Consider the following 19,317-nt stretch of genomic DNA (forward strand, 5'->3'; position numbering starts at 1 on the left):
ATCTAGGAGGTACCTTGAGAGGTCAGCATGATCTCCATCACACCATAGAGCCCATTTGACTAGATGACATATATGATCTGCATACTGGTATCTATTGCATTATCCAGCACATGTGATCTATGTGGATTTAAGAATGATCTGTTCCAGTTCTGCTGGCACTGGAGATCCACTGATGATCTATATGTCATCACATCCTTTACCTGATGTCCCCCATGCTTTACCTGAGCTTGTTCCTGGGCTTGCAGTTACTGTGAATATGGAACCATCAAGCCACCATGGACTGCATGCATCAGCAGTGACCAGAGATCCAGGTGGTTTGAATGCTGAAAGAAGAGTCCAGCTTGACTATCAGTGATCTTAAGGATTTATAATATCTGGTGAGAGACGTTCTTACAGGCAGATTCTATATTGGGTATCCTTAGTTGGTAATTTGTTATCATCTATACTGAATGAGCATGCTGACGGATGAGCTGGTACAGTCACGTTCTGACATCTGACAAACAGAAACCCAAATGATGAGACCTGATTTTAGAGTCTCTATATCGATATGCATTTAGAACCCCATCTATCAGCATAGAATAGTTTCTGAACACTATGGTGATCCCAATAGTGAGATATCTGAGAGGTTTGTGGTGGCTGATGCACACACTGATCATTCGCCAATGACGGAGAACACCTGGCCGAAGACTGCTGGCGGTTCTCGGCGTCGTAGATCGAGACCGAACGATCTTGTCCCGTCGGCCGGGACCGTCGCGAGGTTGACCTTGACCTGCTCGTCGTCACCGCTCACCGGTGAGGTGTCACCGGTGTGCTCGACCGAGCCGTCGGCGCTCATCGGTTGTTGAGGCTTGAAATCCTGGTCGCGGACCTGCCCCGCGTTCGTCAGGATGGCGCTATATCGGTCGTCAGCGCCATTGGTGGTCGGACGTCCCAACCCGAGCTACGACGACGCCAGCCAGGCCTCCTTGCTCAGCGATACGTTGCCGCCCCTTGCTGAGGCTGACCCCACAGGTCCTCCCTATGGTCTGTAGGGCGGGAGGTAGTAGTTGGCATCGATCAACGTCCGGTCTAGGACGGTTCCCGCCCGCGGGCTCTCACCGTGTCGAGTCTGGGGCGTCGATCGCCTCGACGTACTCGGTCGCGGGCGTCCGGCAGGCCGTTCACGACGGTCCAGCGAGACCACGCCCTCCTTGTCGATGATGAAGGTGCCGCGCACCGCGCGTGGCCCTTCTCCTCGTCGAAAACACCGTAGGCACGCGAGGCCTCGCCGTGCGGCCAGAAGTCGCTGAGCAGCAGGGGTACTCCGAGGCCTCCTGCTCGGCGGGCGCAGCAGCGCGAACGGGGAGGTTGGAGACGGCGGACAGCTGCACAGCTCGTCCGTTGACGAACCGCAGCTCGTCGCGGAGCGCGCACAGCTCACCGTGTGACACGGTGAAGGCGACGAGGGTAGAAGAGCAGCACCACGTTCTTCCTCGCCGCGGAAGTCCGAGGCCGCACGGTCTCGCCGTCGCTGGTTCGCTGAGCTCGAACTCCGGAGCCTTGGTGCCGACCTCGATCGCCATGGTGGAAGCATCCCTTCGGTGACTGTTCGGTGGCTTCGCCTAGCTGGCTGAAACCGGCGTTCTCGGTGACGGCTCACCGCGCCGTGAACGCACAAGCTCCCGCGGCGCGCGCAGACCCGCGAAGGCCTCGCATGGGGATACCGGTTCCGCCGAGCTACCGCTTCTGGCGGCCCGCCCTTCGGCGTGATGAGCCGACTGCCGTTCCAAAGTCCTTGCCCGGCGTTGATGCTCTTGGTCTGAGAGAGTCCGGCGGTGGCGGCCTCGCCGAGCTCGCTGGGCTCGACGTAGCCGTCACGCGCCGGTCTGGTGCTGAGAGAGGATGCAGACCGCCCTCTCGTCCATGGACGCGATGGCATCCACCAGGGCATCGGTCAGGTCCCCGTCGTCTCGCGGGGAAACCAGAGCACCACGGCATCCGGCCACGTCGTCATAGTCCTGCGTCGACGAGCTCGGTGCGCTGTGGCCGCTCAATGGCCTCGCGGAGCTCCTGATCGGCGTCCCGTCGTCGTAGCCGATCTCCTGACCACCATGTCGGGCTGGAAACCGAGCCTACGGCAGGTTCGTCTCCGCGTGGTCCGCGGTCGCGCTCACGGATTGCCTCCTGATCATGTTTACGAAGTTGTCTGCAGCCCCGCGTACGCGCTGGGAGCGTTGGCCGTAGTCCACACGTGCGCGACGGATCGCGCAAGTACCCGGCCCCGAGACCGCCGAAACGGTGACGTTCCAGGCGGTGTCACCGCAACTCCAGTCAAGGATCCCCCGCAGACCAGTGATGTATGCCACAGCGATCGCCGGGTTTGACGTACTGGCCCGTACACCCAGCGTAAATTCGAAGGCCGTAGCGACTCCCGCAGAACACCTGAGCGACATGGGCGTATCGTTGAGGGATTTGTCCGTAGCCCTCTCATGGGTCACCTCGCCGGCCGTCCCGTTTACCTCTCGGTAGAGATGACGATTCCGATTTCGAGGTACATCGATGGACAAACGGCGTACCTGACCAGTGGAACAGTGGCATCACCGACAAGTGAAGGAACAGCGTGGCTTCCGGATCCGATCGCAGCCGATCATCATTGGCGGCCTTCCCAGCCAGGTCCCGGACTTCGATCCCGAGGAGACCGAAGAGTGGCTCGACTCCTCGACGTCAGCAGTGGTCGACGAGCGCCGCGAGCGCGCCTGCTACCTGATGCGCCTGGACTCGAGCGGGCCCGCGAGATGCGCAGTACGTGCGAGATGCGCATGCACGTATCTTTACGATCATGACATCACATCGCGACGAGCGACGGCCGGTCTTCTCCCGGCGAAGGCAGAGATCGATGCGCAGGGATCGAACGCGACGCGCCGGGAAACGCCGCGGTGATGGTCTCGCGCGCGCGCAGCGAAACGCCCGGCGCATACGCCTGGCGGCCATCATCGCCACGTTCGCCGTCGCGGCGTCGCCTGGTCACGACGTGGGCTTCAACCACTTTCTTCCGTGGCAAGGACGGGGACGGCGGCGACCAGATCTTCCTTCGCGGGCCACGCCTCGCCGGCATCTATGCCCGCGCGTATCCTGCTGGACCGGCTGCACCGAGACCAGCACTCGGCACCTTCCGCCAGGAGAAGTCGAAAAGGCGCACACGGCCTCATCGTCACCCGCATCCGCGCCTGATGCGGACTTCTGGAGTTCCCGACGGTCTCGATGGGCCCGGCGCCGGCGCGATCTTCCAGGCGGATGAACCGCTACATGGAGGCGCGCCACGACACCTCAAGGTCGCGTGTGTGGGCCTTCTCGGCGACGGTGAGATGGACGAGCTCGAGTCCTCGGCCAGCTCTCCATGGCCGCCCGCGAGGGCCTGGACAACCTCACCTTCGTCGTCAACTGCAACCTGCAGCGCCTCGACGGCCCGCAGCGGCAACGGCAAGATCATCCAGGAGCTGGAGTCCCAGCTTCCGCGGTGCCGGCTGGAACGTCATCAAGCTGGTCTGGGACCGCGGCTGGGACCCGCTGCTCGCGCAGGACCCGCGACGGCGTGCTGGTCAACAGGCTGAACACGACGCCGACGCCAGTTCCAGACGTACGCCACTGAGCCCGGCCTCGTACATCCGCCACGCACTTCTTTCGGCGACGACCACGGGCTGCGCGCGCATGGTCGAGGGCATGACCGACGACCAGATCCTGCACCTGGGCCGCGGCGGCCACGACCACCGAAGATCTTCGCGGGCGTCCACCGCGGCCAAGGAGCACAGGGCACAGCCGACGGTCATCCTGGCGCAGACCGTCAGGGCTGGACGCTGGGCCTGACTTCGAGGGCCGCAACGCTACGCACCAGATGAAGAAGCTACGATCGACGACCTGAAGGGCTTTCCGCGACCGGCTGCACATCCCGATCACTGAACGCCCGTGAGGGCGCGCGCGCCATGCTGCCTACCCGCCGCGACTCGAAGAGATCCAGTACATGTCACGACCTGCCGGCGCTAGGCGGCATAGTCCCTGACCGGGTCGTGCGCTCAAGGCGCTGCAGCTCCCGGACGACAAGACGTACGCGGGTGAAATGAAGTGGGCTCGTCAGCAGTCGATCGCCACGACGATGGCGTTCGTCCGGCTCCTCAAGGACCTGATGCGGGACAAGGAGATCGGCAAGCGCTTCGTGCTGATCGCCCCCGACGAGTACCGCACCTTCGGCATGGACTCGCTTCTTCCCGAGCGCGAAGATCTACAACCCGCTCGGCCAGCAGTACGAGTCCGTGGACCGCGAACTCCTGCTCGCCTACAAGCGAGCCGCCGACCGGCCAGATGCTGCACGACGGCATCCCCTGAGGCGGGTGCACGGCGTCGCTGATCGCCGCGGGCTCGGCCTACGCGACGCACGGCGAGCCGCTGATCCCGGTCTACGTCTTCTACTCGATGTTCGGCTTCCAGCGCACCGGCGACCAGTTCTGGCAGATGGCCGACCAGCTCGGCGCGGCTTCGTCCTCGGTGCCACCGCGGGCCGTACGATCTGACCGGCGAGGGCCTCCAGCACGCCGACGGGCCACTCCAGCTGCTGGCCTCGACCAATCCCGGCCTCGTCGCCTACGACCCGGCGTACGCCTACGAGATCGCGCACATCGTCAAGGACGGTCTGCGCCGGATGTACGGCGGGACAGCGAGGACGTCTTCTACTACCGACCGTCTACAACGAGCCGATCCAGCACCCGGCTGAGCCGCCGCCGACGTCGACGCCGAGGGCATCCTCAAGGGCATCCACCGCATCAGCACCGGGACGTCGGGCTCGATCCCGCCCAGATCATGGCGTCGGGCGCCGGTGTCCCCGTGGGCCCCTGGAGGCCCAGCAGATCCCTGGCGCAGGAGTGGAACGTGCGCGCCGACGTGGTCCGCGACCTCGTGGAACGAACTGCGCCGCGAGGCAGTGGAGGTGGAGCGCCACAACCCGCTGCACCCCGAGGAGGAGCAGCGCACGCCCACGTCACGCAGAAGCTGTCCGGCGCGCAGGGCCCGTTCGTCGCGGTCTCTCGACTGGATGCGGTCCGTCCCCCGACCAGATCTCCCGCTGGGTGCCGGGCACGTACTCAGTCGCTGGGCGCCGACGGCTTCGGGCTTCGCGGACACTCCCGGGCGCCGCGCGCCGCTTCTTCCACATCGACGCGCAGTCGGTCGTGGTCGCGGTCCTCACGGAGCTCGCGCGTGAGGGCAAGGTCGACCGCTCGGTCCTGAAGCAGGCCATCGACCGGTACCAGCGCGCCGACGTCACGGCCGCCGATCCCGGCGCGGCCGGCGGCGACGCCTGGCGCTCCTTTCTCGAGGGCGGCGGACCGTGGTCCCGCCGCCCTCCGGCTTTTCTACGATGCGCGCATGAAGGAGCAAACGGCACGGATCCGATGAGCGGCGCTCGCAGCGACCGCTGCTCGCACTCGCCCTGGTCTTCGGCGTCGCCTACGCGGTCCCTCATCGTCCGGCCGGACGCCTGCACGCCGTCAACGAGGCGTGCACCGTCGTCGTGGGTGGTGTGGGGCGCTGCCTCGACTACGTGGTCCGGCTCTTCCTCGCCCAGGACCGTAATACTTTCGTGCGCTCGCACCCGCTCGACCTCCTTGCCGTGGTGCTTCCTCTGGCGCAGCCCCTCGCGGCTGCTGCGTGGTAGTCGACGCCGCTCCTGGTGGGCCGGCGGGCCCGCATGGCGGAGCAGATAGGCTGCTGACGACGTACGTCGCCGGTGCCGTGGTGGGCCTGTTGATGTTCGGCTCACTGGCGGTGCTCGGTGGAGCGACTCGCCGAACGGCAACATCAAGACGCTGGGCGACGCCGTCTGCGGTCGTTCACCACGATGACGACGGTCGGCTACGGCGATCACGCGCCCACGACGGGCATGGGTCGGGTGCTGGCGGTGGGTCTGATGCTGTCCGGCATCGCGCTGCTCGGTGTGGTCACCGCCAACATCGCGGCGTGGTTCATCTCCCGAGTCTGAGAAGGACGACGCGGGAGGAGCGTCGCCAGACGGAGGCGATCGAGGCGCCTCGCACAGGAAGTACGGGCGCTACAGGGCCCAGGTGGCGGTGTTGTCGGGGCAGCCGGGATCATCTGGGGTGGCTGGGGTGGCTGGGGTGGCTGGGGTGTCCGGGGTGTCCGGGGTGTCCGGGGGTACCTGGGGTTTCCGGGGTGCCTGGCCTGGCGGGTCAGGCGGGTCAGGCGGACCGACCGGGTAGGGCGGACCGGCCGGGGACGGCGGGTCAGCCGGGGACGGCGGGCCAGCCGCGGACGGCGTGTCAGCCGGGGACGGCGGACCGGCCCAGAACGGACCGGCCGGGGACCGCTTCCTCGCTCGCGGCCTCGGGCGAGCCGGGCGTGCCGCACCCCTCAACCCAGGTGCGATCGCGACAGCCCCGGAACTGACCCTGGGCTGCCTCTGGTCGACCGCTCGGAACGGTCAACGGCTCGCGCTCAGAACAGTCCTCCTGCGGCAGAGCCGGCCGCCGTGGCCAGCCAGATGATCGCGAGCAGGGTCTCGATCGCGCCGAGCACGACCGCGACGAGGGCCGGCACCGACTTCGTACCGGTCCAACGACGGCCCATGGCCAGCCAGCCGCAGACGACGGCGACTGGTCCCAGCACGATCCCCAGGACGAAGAGCCCTGCGATCGCGCAGACGAGGCCGATGATTCCGAGCGACGCGCGGTCCGGCCCGGTCCGTGACCCGGTGCGGCCACGTGAGCGGGGTGCTTGCGCGTGGTATGTCCGAAGCCCGCCATCATCACCCCCTGAGTTAGTCGGACTCGGGCGATGCTTCGGGTACCCCCGCTTTCCGCGGTCTATCGCGCGGGCCGCCTCTATTGCGCGCGGGTCTCCGTCATCTCTCCCAGACCTTGAACGCCCGCGCCCGGTACGGCGATTCGGGCTCCCAGGTACCGCTGCCGGGATAGGTCTGGAACTCCCCGGTCTCCGCGCACTCCGCGGACTGGTACGTGGTCACGGGACGGCCGGTTCGATTGGCGAGGGACGCCGCGCTGCTCCCCTCCGGCAGCGCGACGCAACTCTCGATGTCGATCCCGGACAGCTCATAGCCGTGCCGCTGCCCTTGAACCCGGTCTTGCTCCACAGACACAACTCCCCCGCCGCGCAGCCGCCGAGCGCTCGGTGGCGCCGCCGCGGTGGCGAGGCCGGGAGTGAGGCCACCGCGGCGAGTGCGGCAGCGGCGACGGTGATGGGCATGGATGCACGCATGTGCTTTCAACCCCCTGTGTCGTATCGACCAGTTGCGTTCGCGACTGATCACTTGCCTGACACTCTGGCCCGGAAGATCTGGTTCCGGGAAGGGTCGCCGGGCGACGTCACCCGGATAAAGCGAAAGTCGGATAGTTCCCGGGGCTTCCCTCACAAGGGCGGTTTCAGCGCCCTGTCCACGGCTTGAAGACGTGCGTCCGGCGCCGTGGTCCCGGCGGCCCGGACGGGCGTCCGTCCGCCGTCAGATGTGCGCGGCACCCGCGCCCGCCTCGCGTTCTCACCGCGCTTGGTGAGCAGCGCGACGAGGACGGCGACGACCGCGACACTCGCGGCGACGTCAGGCAGGCCAGGCTCATGCCGGAGATGAAGGTGTCGTGCGCGACGTCCGTGATCTTCCCGGCGATGGCCGCCGGAGTGTTCGGCGGGACGGGCGGGACGCCGACCTGGACGGCCTCGGACGCCTGGTCCAACTGGGCCTCCGTGAGCGGCGGGAGCTTGGCGTCCGCCCAGTTCCCTCGGCGAGGTCGTTGTCGACCTTCGACGCCATCACGGCACCGAGCACGGCGGTGCCGAGGCTGCCGCCGATCTGCATCGCGGCCTCGCTGGAGCCCGCCGGCCACGCCGGACAGCTCCATCGGCGCGTTGCCCACGATGACCTCGGTGGCGCCGACCATCACGGGCGCGAGGCCGAGGCCCAGCAGGGCGAACCAGACGGACATGATGGCGCTGCCGGTGCCCGCCTCCAGCGTGGACATGCCGTACATCGCGACGGCCGTGCACGCCATGCCGCCCGCGAGCGGAATGCGCGGGCCGACCTTGGTGATCATCGCGCCCGCGAGCGGGGAGGCGACGATCATCATGCCGGTCAGCGGGAGCAGGTGCAGACCGCTGTCGATCGGGCTCATGCCGTGCACGTTCTGCAGGTAGAAGGTGACGAAGAACAGGCCGCCCATGAACGCGATGGCCATCAGCACCATGAGAACCACACCGGCCGACAGCGGCACGGGAGCGGAAGAGGCCCAGCGGGATGAGCGGCTCGGCGACTCGCGTCTCCCCACACCGCGAACAGGGCGAAGCACAGCACCGACGCGGCGATGAACGTCCACGTCATGCCGTCGCCCCAGCCCCACGCCGGCGCCTTGATGAGGGCCCCACACGAGGCAGAACATCGCGCCGGACAGCAGCACGATGCCGGGTATGTCGAAGGACCCGGCGCGTTCTCCGCCCGGTGGTCGAGGAGGATGGCGAGCCCGAGTCCGAGGGCGAGGACGCCGACGGGCACGTTGATGAAGAAGACGGACTGCCAGCTGACGTGCTCGACGAGCACACCGCCGAGGATCGGACCACCGGCGGTCGAGGCGCCGATCACCATGCCCCAGATGCCGATCGCCATGTTCAGCTTCTCGGCGGGGGAACGTCGCCCGCAGCAGGCCGAGCGCGGCAGGCATGAGCAGCGCGCCGAACAGACCCTGGAACACGCGGAACGTGATCACGAACGCGATGCTGTCGGAGAGGCCGATGGCTCCCCGACGCGGCGGCGAAGCCGACCACTACCGATGAGGAAGGTTCTGCCGGTGGCCGAACCGGTCGCCGAGCTTGCCCGCGGTGATCAGCGTGACCGCGAGGGCGAGGAAGTAGCCGTTGGTGATCCACTGGACGTCGGCGAAGCTCGCGCCGAGGTCCTTCTGAATGGCCGGGTTGGCGATGGCGACGATGGTGCCGTCGAGGGCGACCATCATGACGCCGATCGCGACGGAGAAGAGAGTCAACCAGGGGTGGCCGCGCAGCCCTCTGGCCGGTGCCGGGACAGGCTCGGGCTCCGGAACCCGGTCCGCCTTGTCGACAGTGGTCTGACTAGTCATGTGTTCTGAGGCTAGTGACAGCTGCTGACAGTTGACAAAGCATTTCACAAGTCGGTAACTGTCACGTCGCTCACACCAAGGTGAGCCAGCACAAACAGTGAGAAAGAGGACCATGGCGGCGCGACTCAACCTGCGTGAGCTCAAGAAGCAGCGGACGCGAAACGCCTGCTGCGCTCGGCACTTGAGCTCTTCACGTCCCAGGGCTTCGACCGGACGACGGTCGATGAGATCACCGAGGCCTGCGAGGTCTCGCAGCGCACGTTCTTCCGGTACTTCGCGAACAAGGAAGAGGCCGCGTTCGCCGTGCAGGAGATGGTCGAGTCCCGCTTCGTCGCCGCGCTGCGCGAACGCCCCCTGGAGGAGAGCCCGTTCGAGGCCATGCGGCAGGCCGTCCTCGGTACGTGGGACGCACTGAGCCGCTCCGTGGAGGAGGTCATTCCGGTCGAACTCCACATGCGCACCTACCAGATGATCGAATCGACCCTTCCCTCCTCGCCGCCCACCTGCGCCGCTCCATCGAACTGGAGGAGGAGACCGCGCGGGTGATCGCCGAGCGCGAGGGGCCTCGACGTCGACAGCGACCCACGCCCGCGGGTGGCCGTGGCCGCGTTCAGCGGTGTGATGCGGATGACCGGACGACTGTGGGGCGCGGGAGAGGACGCGAGCGTCGAGGCGATCCGCGCGCTCACCGAGTCGTACCCTCGATCACCTGAAGCCGTCGCTCGGCGAACACTGGCGCCCTGGCCGGACGTGAGCCCGACCGAGTGAGCCGCGCGGGAGTGAGCCAGGTCGCACTCCCGCGCGCGTGGGGCGCCCGGGCCCCCTCACTCACCGTGAGGGCTTGACCGCAACTACGTCCGCTTTTTACCCAAAGTACACCGCTGAAAACGTGATGTGCCTCACCTGCTGCACGGAGTCCCACGCGCTTCTCCTAGGGTGTCCCGCGGTGACTTCCTTCGACTCGTCCCCCCAACTCAACGTCTGGCGCACTGCTCGCGCTGGCCGAAATCGTGTTTCGTCATGCTGGCGACCACCGGCTGGACCGCGGTGCGTCACCACCGGGGCGTCGCATCGCCCCTGCGGACCGCTGCTCACCGCCTGGGAGCACGGCCGCATCAACGGACACGCTCCTGCCCGCGCCCGACGGCTCCCCACCCGCCTCGCGCACTTCTTCGCCTCGCTCACGCCCCACCAGCTGCAATGTCCTGCCGTCCGCTATCCGCTCGCGGTCGGCAACATGAACAGTGCGCCCGCGCAGCTGCGGTACAGCGCCAGCCGCACCGCGCTCGGTCAGGCCCGCAGGGTCGAGTACCAGCGCATGCACGACGACAGGCTGTCGTCCGTCGGTCACGCCGACGCGAGGCAGCGCATGAAACGCTTCGCGCTGCTCGCGCACCCCGACCGCAAGATCCTCGCCTTCGACCCCTGGGCAACGGCAGGGTGGCCGAGGTCCTCGGCGACCTCGACAAGGCGCAGCGCGTCTCGGTCGTGGTGCCGGGGGTCGACACGAACGTGCTGACCTTCCAGCGCACGTTCCGCAAGTACCTCGGCCCCCGTGGGCATGGCTCGCTCGCTGTACGCCGCCGAGCGCACCGCGAGCCTGCCGGCACGCGCACCGCGGTCATCGCCTGGGCCGACTACACGGCCCCCCGTCGGCCTGGGTGGACGCCGCGACCTTCGATGCGCGCCGACGACGGTGCGGTCCGGCTCAACGCCATGCTGCGCGGCCTGCCCGGCAGCTCGCCCGTGGGCCCTGTACTGCCACAGCTACGGGTCCGTGGTGTGCGGCGTCGCGGCGCACCGCCTGCCCGCGCGGGTCAGCGACATCGCGGTGGCCGGGCAGCCCGGGATGCGGGGCCGACAACGCCTCGGGCCTGGGCACCCACGCGCTGTGGGCGACCCGTGACAAGGACGACTGGATCCAGGACGTGCCCAACATGGAGGTGGGCGGTTCGGTCACGGCGCCGATCCCGTCTCCCACGGCCTTCGGGGCCCGTGTCGTCTCGGCGGCGAACGCCAAGGGACACACTGGGATACTTCGTGCCGCGGCACCGAGAGCCTGAGCAACTCTGCCGAGATTGAACTGGGCTCTACCGATCGGTGCGGTGTGCCGGCGCGAACCAGGACTGCCGGAGGGTTTTTTCCGGCGGTGCCTCGACCTGACGCGCGTAGAGAACGGCGGAACAGTGGTCCGACGCAACAGGCGACGGAGGCGCGCGTGCCGCATACGATGAGCCGCATGGGTGACGTACTGGCCGGATTTCATGCCGCCTGGGAGTTCGAGACAGACTCCGTGCTCATCCGCTTCGAACGGGGATCCGCACGCCGAAGCTCCTTCAGGCGTTGGGCGAGCGCCGCATCCCTCTGGAAGCGATAGCGGCGGTGACCCTGACTCCGGGAAGCGCGGGACCGCGGTGCTGCACGCCGAGCCGAGACCGCGCCGATCCGCTGATGGACGCGGCGGCGGGGCGGCTCAGGAGGGCTGCGACCCGTACCGCCTGGCGCTGCCCGCCGAGCGGGAGACGCTTCGCCGAGTACTACGCCGACGAACTGCGCGAGAAGCTCGTCGCCGACGAGGACACCCGGTCCGACGGCTATCTGGTGGCGCCGCCCGAGCGCCGCTCCAGTTCAAGGCGTACGACGGCAAGGCGTCCTTCGACGGCAGGTCGGTGTCCTTCCGCTGGTTCTGGACGGGGGCGTCGTCGGCGAAGTGGAAGGCCGGGGACAAGACGTTCCCGGTCGGCGATCTGAGCGGTGTCGAGTGGCGCTCGCCCGAGCTGTTCGAGGGGCATTCTGCGGCTGCTGCACCGGGACGCGGCCACGGAGCAGGCGGGGCAGGCCGACCAGGATCCGGCGGCGGTGGTCTTCGGCCTCGGTTACGGCCCGGTCCACGAGTCCCCGCCGTTTCGCGGCATCGGTGCTGGCGGCCGTGCGCACGGCCGGACCGGCCGCCGGCGGGCAGCTGCGTGCGGAGACGGCGTCGGCCGGCCGTCGTGATCCGGCGGACATCGCCGAGCGCATCCGGCATCTCGGTGAGCTGCACCAGGCGGGGCTGGTCACCGACGCGGAGTTCACGACGAAGAAGGCGGAGCTGCTCGCGGAGCTGTGACGGCCGGGGCCCGCACCGCTCTGTGATACCTGGGTAGGGGGTGCGGTGAGCACCTCGGTATGACGGCAGCCGCGCCCTGCTCATTGCCTACGCTGAACTGGCCATGAGGCACTGCACCGATCTCTCCCGACCCGGCGCCGCGCCCTCCGGACGAAGACCGGACGAGCGGGGCCGTCGGCGGCTGCCCGGCGCCCTGCGGCGCGTCGGCGACCGACTGGCCGCCGCCGGTGCGGCGCTGACGGTCTGCCGTCGACGGTGACCGCTCCGAGCCCTGCTGGCTACAGGCACCGAAGCGCTGGATGCGGCTGCTGCCCTATCTCGTCGCGGTGAGCTTCACCGTGACACTGATCCCGGTCACGACGCGGGTGCTGTCGAACGACTACGGGGTGGGCGGCGGTCTCGCCGGAGCGATCGCCGTCGCGGTGCGCCCCGCTGATCTCTGGCGGCTCCGGTCGCCCGCTGACCGCCTGGTACCTGATGACGCCGCCAATAGCTCCTGGGCACGATCGCTGTTCCAGGGGGACGCGGGCCGCCCTTCGCCCTGGACGCCCATGGGCGGTCGTGGCGCACCTGGTGCTGTGCATCGCCCGGCGCTGCGCGAGAGCCGACGCACGCTGATCGGCATCCTGGCTGGTCACCGTCGTCGCGAGCATCGCCGTCGGCCTCCTCCGGGACGACTAGCAGTCACGACACGGGCGTGCTCCCCATCGCGTCCCTGAGCGGCGTCGTGCTGCTCCCGGGCGCGCTGGTGCGCGAGCGCGGCGAGACCCGCCGCAAGCTCGTCGAGCAGGGAAGACGATCAGTACGAGGCCGCCGAGCGCACCCGCCGCACGCTTCACTGGAGGAGCGGGCCAGGATCGCCCGCATGAGTTGCACGACGTCGTCGCCCACCACATGTCGGTGATCACCGCGCAGGCGGACTCCGCGCCGTACGCCGGTTGCAGGGTCTGACCGATGCGACCCGTAGAGGTGCTCGAATCCATCGCCGCGGGCGCGCAGCGAGCGGCGCGTTGACGAGAGCGCGGCACTGCATCGCGGTGCTGCGCTAGCGAGGACGCCCAGGGCGACCTAGTGCCAGCCGCGGCCTGCTGGTCTGCGAGCAGCTGGTCCGACGCGACGATGCGGCAGGCGTGCCCGCCGACCTGTCGTTCCCGGAGCTCACGCTGGTGCGCGAACTGAGGGACGTGCCACCGGCGGAGTGGACTCTGTCGGCGTACCGCATCGTGCAGGAGGCGCTGGCGAACGTGGTGCGGCACGCGCTCCGGCGCGCGGGCGGACACATCTCGATCGCGTTCGACGACGGCGCCCTGCTGGCGGTCGATCGTGGTCAACGGGCCGGCGACGGAGCCACTGTCCCCCGATCGAGTCAGGTGGCACGGGACATGCGGGCTGGTCGTGATGAGTGAGCGCGTACGGTTGGTCGGCGGCACGCTGGACGTGGGACCGCCGCCCGACGGAGGGTTCCGTGTGGCGGCCCGTCTCGCTGACCGTGCCCGATCTCCCTCGGCGTAAAGGAATGCGGCACGGGCGACCATCCGGGTGATCATCGTCGACGACCAGACCATGGTGCGGGCGGGATTCGCCGCGCTGTTGAACGCGCAGAGCGACATCGACGTCGTGGGTGAGGCCGGACGGGAAGAAGGGCGTCGAGGCCAGCCGCTCCACATCCCGATGTCGTTCTCATGGACGTCCGGATGCCGGAGATGGACGGATCTCGCCGCGGCGCAGGAGCCGCGAGCAGCCGCCGGGCTGCGGCGCACCGTCCCGCGGCGCCGATGTCTCACCACGTTCGACATCGACGACTACGTGTGGCCGCGGCGCTGGTGCGCCGGTGCGTCCGGCTTCCTGCTGAAGCTGACGCGCCGCCCGCCGACCTGATCGCCGCGGGTGCCGAAGGTGGAGCGCCGCGGGTGAGGCGCTGCTCGCGCCGACGTCGCAAGCGGCTCATCGCGGACTTCGCCAGGACCCGGCCGGCGCAAGGACCTCTCCCCGAAGCTCCAGAGCCTGACGCCGCGGGAGCTGGAGGTTCTGAGGAGATCGCGCGCGGTCTGTCCAACCAGGAGATCGCCGAGAAGCTGGTGCTCGCCGAGCAGACCGTGAAGACCCATGTCGGCCGGGTGCTGGCGAAGCTGGGACTGCGTGACCGGGCCCAGGCCGTGATCTTCGCGTACGAGTCGGGGCTCGTCACGCCCGGCGGCCAGTAGCCTCTGCCCGGGTAGCACTTCGTGCGCCGCGGGCCGGTTTCCCGTCCGGCCCGTGCCTTCGGTGACGTCCGCGGTATCAGTTCATCCTGCGAGGAATTGTGAGGCGCCGTGCGGTCGCGCCACTACTGCGGTATCAGACACGGATACCCAGGTATCACCTGCAAAGTTGGCTCCGTGGTGTGATCGTCCCGCCCCAGGCCGTCTTTTCTGCCTTCCCCTCGTCACGCCAAGCAGACGGAGGGGAGACGGGCGATGGGCCTGGGCTCTTGGAAACGACGCGACGCCGCCGCACGCTGGTCGCCGCGGCGCTCACGACGACCATCGTCGCCGGTACGGCGGGCTGGAGCGTCGGGGCACGAGCAGCGCCTGCTGACCGGTCCGCCGCCGGGCAGCGCGCGTCCTGGCGCGCGGACGCTCGCTGCGCGACTCCTGCCTGATCCGGCGACGGCGAGCCCTGCCTCAAGTCGCCGCGTTCTTCCGTGTGTTGAGGCACGGCGCGGAGCGGCACGAGCTCGCGGTCCGGCATCCGAAATCGGTCGTCGGCAATCTGGATCGCGCCGACCGCCCTGCGATACGCGGAGCCGAGCGGGATGGCGTTGCGGGCCGAGCGGGCCCGGGCCCCGGCCGACGCGGCGGACTCCTCCACGCACCGCAGGTGCCGGAGACCGCGCGTCGCTCGCCGAGCGGTGCGCCGAGCTGCTCGCTCCCCGGCCGCCGGATCCTCGCCTTCGATCCCCGTGGCCGCGGTCACGTCGCCGAGGTGTACGACTTGCGTGAAGGCCCGGCACGTCTCCGTGATCGTGCCCGGCTCGGACACGGCATCGACCTGCCCGTTCGACCGGGCCGGGGACGTGCACGGGACGCCTGCCGGCATGGCGCGGTCCCTCCAGGTCGGCCTCGGGCGACGGCATCGGCCGTGGTGGCGTGGGTCGGATACACCACGCCGCTGGGCCTCGGCCCCCGATGCCGCCACGAGGCCGGCTCGCCGAGGCAGAGCGCCTCCCGGGCTGGCGCGCTTCGTGCAGGCTCGCCGCGGCCCGGCCTCTGCCGAAGCCCGCCGTCTTCTGTCACAGCTGGCTGGGTCGGTGGTCTTGTGCGGGCTGCGCGCGGCCCGGCTCCGCGTCCGGACCTCGTCGTGCTCCGGTTCTCGCTCCGGACTGCGCGCGCCGACAGCGTAGCTCGATCTGCACACCGGGGCCCGGGTGTGGGCGGCCCGGGACGACACCGACTGGATCGCGCAGGTGCCGAACGTCGAGCCGTTCGGCCTCGGCCACGGCGCCGATCCCACCGATTCCTCGTTCGGCGCCCGCCCAGTGCCCACCGAGCGCCGGAGGGCCACACCGGCGCTACTTCGCACCCGGCACGGACTCGCTGCACGCCTTTCGCCGACATCGCCAATCACCGGAGCATCATCATGAGCCTGACCACCTTGCGGGCGTCCGCTTCTTCCGCGGTCGCCGCGATCACGAAGACCCCGGCCGACGGGACCGGGCGGTGGACGGGTTGCGCGCTCTGGCGCTGTTCGCCGTTCCGACTGGCCACTGGCTCCTCGGCGGCTTTCTCCTCGACGCCCAGGGCGCCTTGCACAATGCGAGCCTGCTGGCCGCCTTCGGCTTCTTCTCGCCCCGCTGCTGAGCTGTTACTGCAGATGCTGGGCGTGTTCTTCCTGGTCGGCGGGTACGCGTCGGTCCTCTCGTACCGCCGGGCCTGGAGCGTGGTTCGACGGCCGGCTGGCTGCGGGCAGGCTCGCCCGCCTGGGCCGCCTGCGCTGGGGTGACTGCGGGTCTACCGCGATGATCCTGGTCCTGTAATGCCCTCAAGCTGGGACGACCTGGTGGACGGGTTCCACGCTGGTGATACAGCCCTGTGGTTCGTCGGGGTCTACACCGTGATCACGGCGCTCACTCCGTGGTGCGTCCGGGCCGCGAGAAGGCTCGGCGTTCGGGCGGCGGCGCCGCTCACGGCTCGGTCGCCGTCGTGGACTTCCTCCGGTACGGTCCGCTCGCCTCGGCCACGCGCTCCTCGTGGCTGAGCCTGTTGAACCTGCTGCTGGCTGGATGTTCGCCTATCAACTGGGCGTCTGCTGGGGCGAGAAGAGCTCGGCAGGCGGGGCGCCTGGGCACTGCTCGTCGGAGGTACGGCGCGCTGTTCGCGGCGCTCCTCGCCTTCCACTACCTGGCCTCGATGGTGGTGCTGGCGAGGCTCCGACGAACTGCATCCGCCGTCGCTACCGTCTCTCTGGCTGCCGCGCAGAGCGGCGCGGCGATACTGCTGGTGCGGACCGCATCGGCCGGCTGTTGCGCCGGCCCGCGCTCTGGGCGCCCGTCGTGGTCATCAATCTGTCGGCGATGACGATCCTGTGCTGGCACCAGACGGCGATGCTCGCGGGCGGCGGTCCCCGCCTCCTTCGCCGGGCGATACTGGGCTCTACGACGGCCCCGACACGCTGGTCTGGATAGCGGTCCGTCTCGCCTGGCTGCCAGGTTGAAATTGCGGATGCTGTTCGCGCTGATAGGCCGCTACGCACGGGGCTTCGAGTTCCGTGGAAGCGTGCGAGCCGGGGGCGGTGGGCGCTGGCCGGAGTGCTCGCCGCCGGGTTCGCGGTGTTCGCGCTGGGCTGGCATGAGGGGCTTCGTGCGCCGCTCGCCGCCCGGGCGTGCTGCGGTGGCGGCGAGGGTGGCGACCGGCCGCGGCCCGGCGCCCGACGGCCGTGCGTCGAGTCAGCCGAGGGCGCGGCTGGTCGGGACTCCGGTCCGGCATGCTCGCGGCCCGCCGACGTGAAGGCTGGTGCCGGCGCAGCGGTCGCCCGTGACCTGGGAGGCGATCGGTTCGAGCAGCGCCAACTCTCGCCGCGTGGCGAGGCACCACACGGGTCGCCGCAGGTGTTCTCTCAGACCCGGCTGGGCTTGCGCGGTACCAGGGATCGGGACGACGGAGAGTGTCCGAGGAGTCTCGGCTGGCGCTGCACCCAGGCCAGGGCTATCTGACCGAGGGTGGCGCCAGTCGCGCGTCGGCGACTCTGGCGGACCGGTTCCAGGAGGGTCGCGCTGGCGGCGGCGTTGTCGCCGGTGAAGCGGGAGCGCTGGCGGCGGAAGCCGTCAGGCGGACATCGCCTGTCGGCGCGCTGACGAAGGCGCGCGGTGAGGAAGCCACGGCCAGAGCAGTACAGGACCGTCCGGGCGGCGCGGTCGGCGGCGGCGGGCACCACCGACCGTTCGATGTCGCGGCTGAGCAGGCTTAATTCACTCCGACTGGACGGCGGCGGCTCGTGGGACGGCGTGCGCGGCCCGCAGTTCGTCGGCGGTGACCTCGCTGAGGCCGAGGTGCCAGCGACCTTGCCCGCGGCGACGAAGCTCGGCCATCACGCCGACCGTCTCCTCGGATCGGCACCTTCCGTCCCGGGCGGTGCATGTAGTACAGGTCGACCGGAGTCGACGCCCAGGCGCTCCAGGCTGCGTCAGTCGCGGGACGGATGCAGGAGTGGATCGTTGCTGATGACGCGCTTTGTTCGTCGCTCGGGTCGAGTCCGATGGCGAACTTGGTCGCCAGGGACGACCTCGTCGCGGCGCACGCGCCGACCGAAAGGAGCGAGGAACTTCGTTCTCACCGGCACCGTAGGCGTCAGCGGCGGTGTCGTACAGGGTGACGCCGAGTTCCAGGGCCCGCTCCAGGGTGGCCCGGGCTCCGTCGGCGTCCGTCGGACCGTAGGCCCAGCTCATGCCCAGCAGCCGCCCTGAGCGCCCACCACGGGCCCGCTGCTTCCACAACTCAACGTGGATATGCGCCGCCCGCCTGCCTGCGGCGTCCCGTTCCCGGTATCAACTCATGCGGTCGTAATCCCACTTTCCGGGCGCCGGACGGTACCGGCATAGAAGTCGATCTTGCGGTCGAGCACGGCGAGGGGTGTCCTGGAGTTCGGCCATGGCGGGTTCCGGGACGTCGCGGCGGGTCGACCTCGAGGCGGTTCCTGGCGCTCGGCGAAGGTCTCTGCCCAGGCGCACTCAGCTCGGCGTAGCGGACCATCGTGAACCACGGGCGTCCCGGTGAGCCGGAGCTTGTTGACGAAGGCGAGCCAGCGTCCAGGTCGGCGGTTGCTGTAGCGGCGCTGGCCGAGTGCGCAGCGGTCGACGTCGCGTTAGTCAGGCCGATCCGCTCGGCACCAGCGGAGGGTGCGGTGCGCGGTCAGCCCGGTGAAATGGCGACGACCTCACTGATCGTAATGCGGTCACCGGCCGTTCGGGCGCGGGCGGACCTCGTGACTCGAGCGCCTGCCGCGACGTCGACCCTGTCGAGGCAGGTGCGGAGTGGTTCTACCATCACCGTCGCCAATTCCCGCTAGATCTCTTGAGTGCACTCCAAAAGCAAAAGCAGCATCGTGGGGAAATCTGGACGACGTCGGGACGCTCGGTTACGGGTGCGGATCGTGCCCTTGGTCCGCCGTGCCGCTGTCCTCGGGGACGCCGAAGAGACTGACCCACGCCTGCGCGCGATCATGCTCGATGCGATGCGGCGGCGATGACGTGCGGTGGCAAAGCCGGCCACGGTCGCCGCGCTGCGGTCCCCATCTCGCCTCCGCCGACGGCGAGTTGACGGCGCCTCGTCGTCGACGGCGCGGGCGGGCTCTGGACGCTTCGCGGCCTGCGCCACCGAGCGATCGACCACAGCCTGGGCGGCCCCGGCAATCCGGCCGGCACCGCCGCCGGGCACGTCTTTGCGTGCACCGATCCTGACCACCGGCGCCGGGGCTACTGCGCTCCGTATGGAGGCGCTCACCGGTCCTGGGGAGCGCGATGCACCGATCGATGAAGCGGCGCACGAAAACGCGCGAAAGCGTTTCACGATAAAATGCGAACGGTTAACACCCAATTGACGAACGCATAAT

12 protein-coding genes and 9 pseudogenes are annotated in these 19,317 nt (G+C 68.9%); 13 read left to right on the forward strand and 8 right to left on the reverse strand.

Annotated features, from left to right (window positions below):
- Positions 1 to 652: 652 nt before the first annotated feature.
- From RBJ77_RS48165 to RBJ77_RS48175, 3 genes and pseudogenes are all read right to left on the reverse strand, one after another.
- A complete protein-coding gene (locus tag RBJ77_RS48165; protein WP_372350766.1) occupies positions 653 to 934 on the reverse strand; it encodes a TerD family protein in 282 nt (93 codons plus the stop codon).
- A 134-nt stretch (positions 935 to 1,068) separates the two neighbouring features.
- Positions 1,069 to 1,562, reverse strand: a pseudogene (locus RBJ77_RS48170) (redoxin domain-containing protein).
- A gap of 291 nt (positions 1,563 to 1,853) precedes the next feature.
- Positions 1,854 to 2,033: a hypothetical protein gene (locus RBJ77_RS48175; protein ID WP_372350767.1), complete on the reverse strand. Its 180-nt coding sequence runs from the start codon at positions 2,031 to 2,033 to the stop codon at positions 1,854 to 1,856.
- A 566-nt stretch (positions 2,034 to 2,599) separates the two neighbouring features.
- Between RBJ77_RS48175 and aceE the strand changes: the two are divergent.
- Together aceE and RBJ77_RS48185 are read left to right on the forward strand one after the other, a co-directional pair.
- Positions 2,600 to 5,327, forward strand: a pseudogene (aceE, locus tag RBJ77_RS48180) (pyruvate dehydrogenase (acetyl-transferring), homodimeric type); the annotation flags it as partial.
- Positions 5,328 to 5,866: 539 nt separating this feature from the next.
- The gene (locus RBJ77_RS48185) at positions 5,867 to 6,007 is read left to right on the forward strand and encodes an ion channel (protein ID WP_372350768.1); all 141 of its coding nucleotides are present in this window, start codon (positions 5,867 to 5,869) and stop codon (positions 6,005 to 6,007) included.
- Positions 6,008 to 6,480: 473 nt separating this feature from the next.
- Here the strand turns inward: RBJ77_RS48185 and RBJ77_RS48190 are convergent.
- The 5 genes and pseudogenes from RBJ77_RS48190 to RBJ77_RS48210 form a co-directional block, all read right to left on the reverse strand.
- Positions 6,481 to 6,791 (reverse strand): annotated as a pseudogene (locus RBJ77_RS48190) (small hydrophobic protein).
- 95 nt (positions 6,792 to 6,886) lie between these two features.
- A pseudogene (locus RBJ77_RS48195) lies at positions 6,887 to 7,260 on the reverse strand (peptidase inhibitor family I36 protein).
- A gap of 164 nt (positions 7,261 to 7,424) precedes the next feature.
- Positions 7,425 to 8,339, reverse strand: a complete 915-nt coding sequence (locus RBJ77_RS48200) for an MFS transporter (protein WP_372350769.1) — start codon at positions 8,337 to 8,339, stop codon at positions 7,425 to 7,427.
- Positions 8,228 to 8,653 (reverse strand): MFS transporter, encoded by a 426-nt coding sequence (locus tag RBJ77_RS48205; protein ID WP_372350770.1) that lies wholly within the window; start codon positions 8,651 to 8,653, stop codon positions 8,228 to 8,230. Before RBJ77_RS48205 ends, RBJ77_RS48200 begins: the two co-directional genes overlap by 112 nt.
- Positions 8,654 to 8,810: 157 nt before the next feature.
- Entirely contained in the window at positions 8,811 to 9,122 is a 312-nt protein-coding gene (locus RBJ77_RS48210; RefSeq protein WP_372350771.1) for an MFS transporter, read from the reverse strand.
- A gap of 112 nt (positions 9,123 to 9,234) precedes the next feature.
- Between RBJ77_RS48210 and RBJ77_RS48215 the strand changes: the two are divergent.
- The 11 genes and pseudogenes from RBJ77_RS48215 (at position 9,235) to RBJ77_RS48265 (ending at position 16,070) form a co-directional block, all read left to right on the forward strand.
- Positions 9,235 to 9,876 (forward strand): annotated as a pseudogene (locus RBJ77_RS48215) (TetR/AcrR family transcriptional regulator).
- Positions 9,877 to 10,322: 446 nt separating this feature from the next.
- A pseudogene (locus RBJ77_RS48220) lies at positions 10,323 to 11,028 on the forward strand (alpha/beta hydrolase).
- Positions 10,997 to 11,185 carry a hypothetical protein gene (locus RBJ77_RS48225; RefSeq protein WP_372350777.1) on the forward strand — a complete coding sequence of 63 codons (189 nt, stop codon included), beginning with the start codon at positions 10,997 to 10,999 and terminating at the stop codon, positions 11,183 to 11,185. Before RBJ77_RS48220 ends, RBJ77_RS48225 begins: the two are co-directional and overlap by 32 nt.
- Before the next feature lie 280 nt (positions 11,186 to 11,465).
- A pseudogene (locus RBJ77_RS48230) lies at positions 11,466 to 11,615 on the forward strand (hypothetical protein); the annotation flags it as partial.
- Between the two features lie 176 nt (positions 11,616 to 11,791).
- Positions 11,792 to 11,854, forward strand: a pseudogene (locus RBJ77_RS48235) (hypothetical protein); the annotation flags it as partial.
- Between the two features lie 197 nt (positions 11,855 to 12,051).
- Positions 12,052 to 12,231, forward strand: a complete 180-nt coding sequence (locus tag RBJ77_RS48240) for an SHOCT domain-containing protein (protein ID WP_372350772.1) — start codon at positions 12,052 to 12,054, stop codon at positions 12,229 to 12,231.
- Between the two features lie 103 nt (positions 12,232 to 12,334).
- Positions 12,335 to 12,490, forward strand: coding sequence for a hypothetical protein (locus RBJ77_RS48245; RefSeq protein WP_372350773.1), 156 nt, complete (start codon positions 12,335 to 12,337; stop codon positions 12,488 to 12,490).
- 438 nt (positions 12,491 to 12,928) lie between these two features.
- A complete protein-coding gene (locus tag RBJ77_RS48250) occupies positions 12,929 to 13,135 on the forward strand; it encodes a hypothetical protein (RefSeq protein WP_372350774.1) in 207 nt (68 codons plus the stop codon).
- A 226-nt stretch (positions 13,136 to 13,361) separates the two neighbouring features.
- Complete coding sequence (locus tag RBJ77_RS48255) at positions 13,362 to 13,637, forward strand: hypothetical protein (protein ID WP_372350775.1); 276 nt, start codon at positions 13,362 to 13,364, stop codon at positions 13,635 to 13,637.
- A gap of 157 nt (positions 13,638 to 13,794) precedes the next feature.
- Positions 13,795 to 14,435, forward strand: a pseudogene (locus tag RBJ77_RS48260) (LuxR C-terminal-related transcriptional regulator).
- Positions 14,436 to 15,929: 1,494 nt separating this feature from the next.
- The gene (locus tag RBJ77_RS48265) at positions 15,930 to 16,070 is read left to right on the forward strand and encodes a hypothetical protein (RefSeq protein WP_372350776.1); all 141 of its coding nucleotides are present in this window, start codon (positions 15,930 to 15,932) and stop codon (positions 16,068 to 16,070) included.
- The last annotated feature ends 3,247 nt before the right edge of the window (positions 16,071 to 19,317 follow it).

The sequence above is a fragment of the Streptomyces sp. KL116D genome (assembly GCF_030766975.1).
Lineage (GTDB): Bacteria > Actinomycetota > Actinomycetes > Streptomycetales > Streptomycetaceae > Streptomyces > Streptomyces longispororuber_A.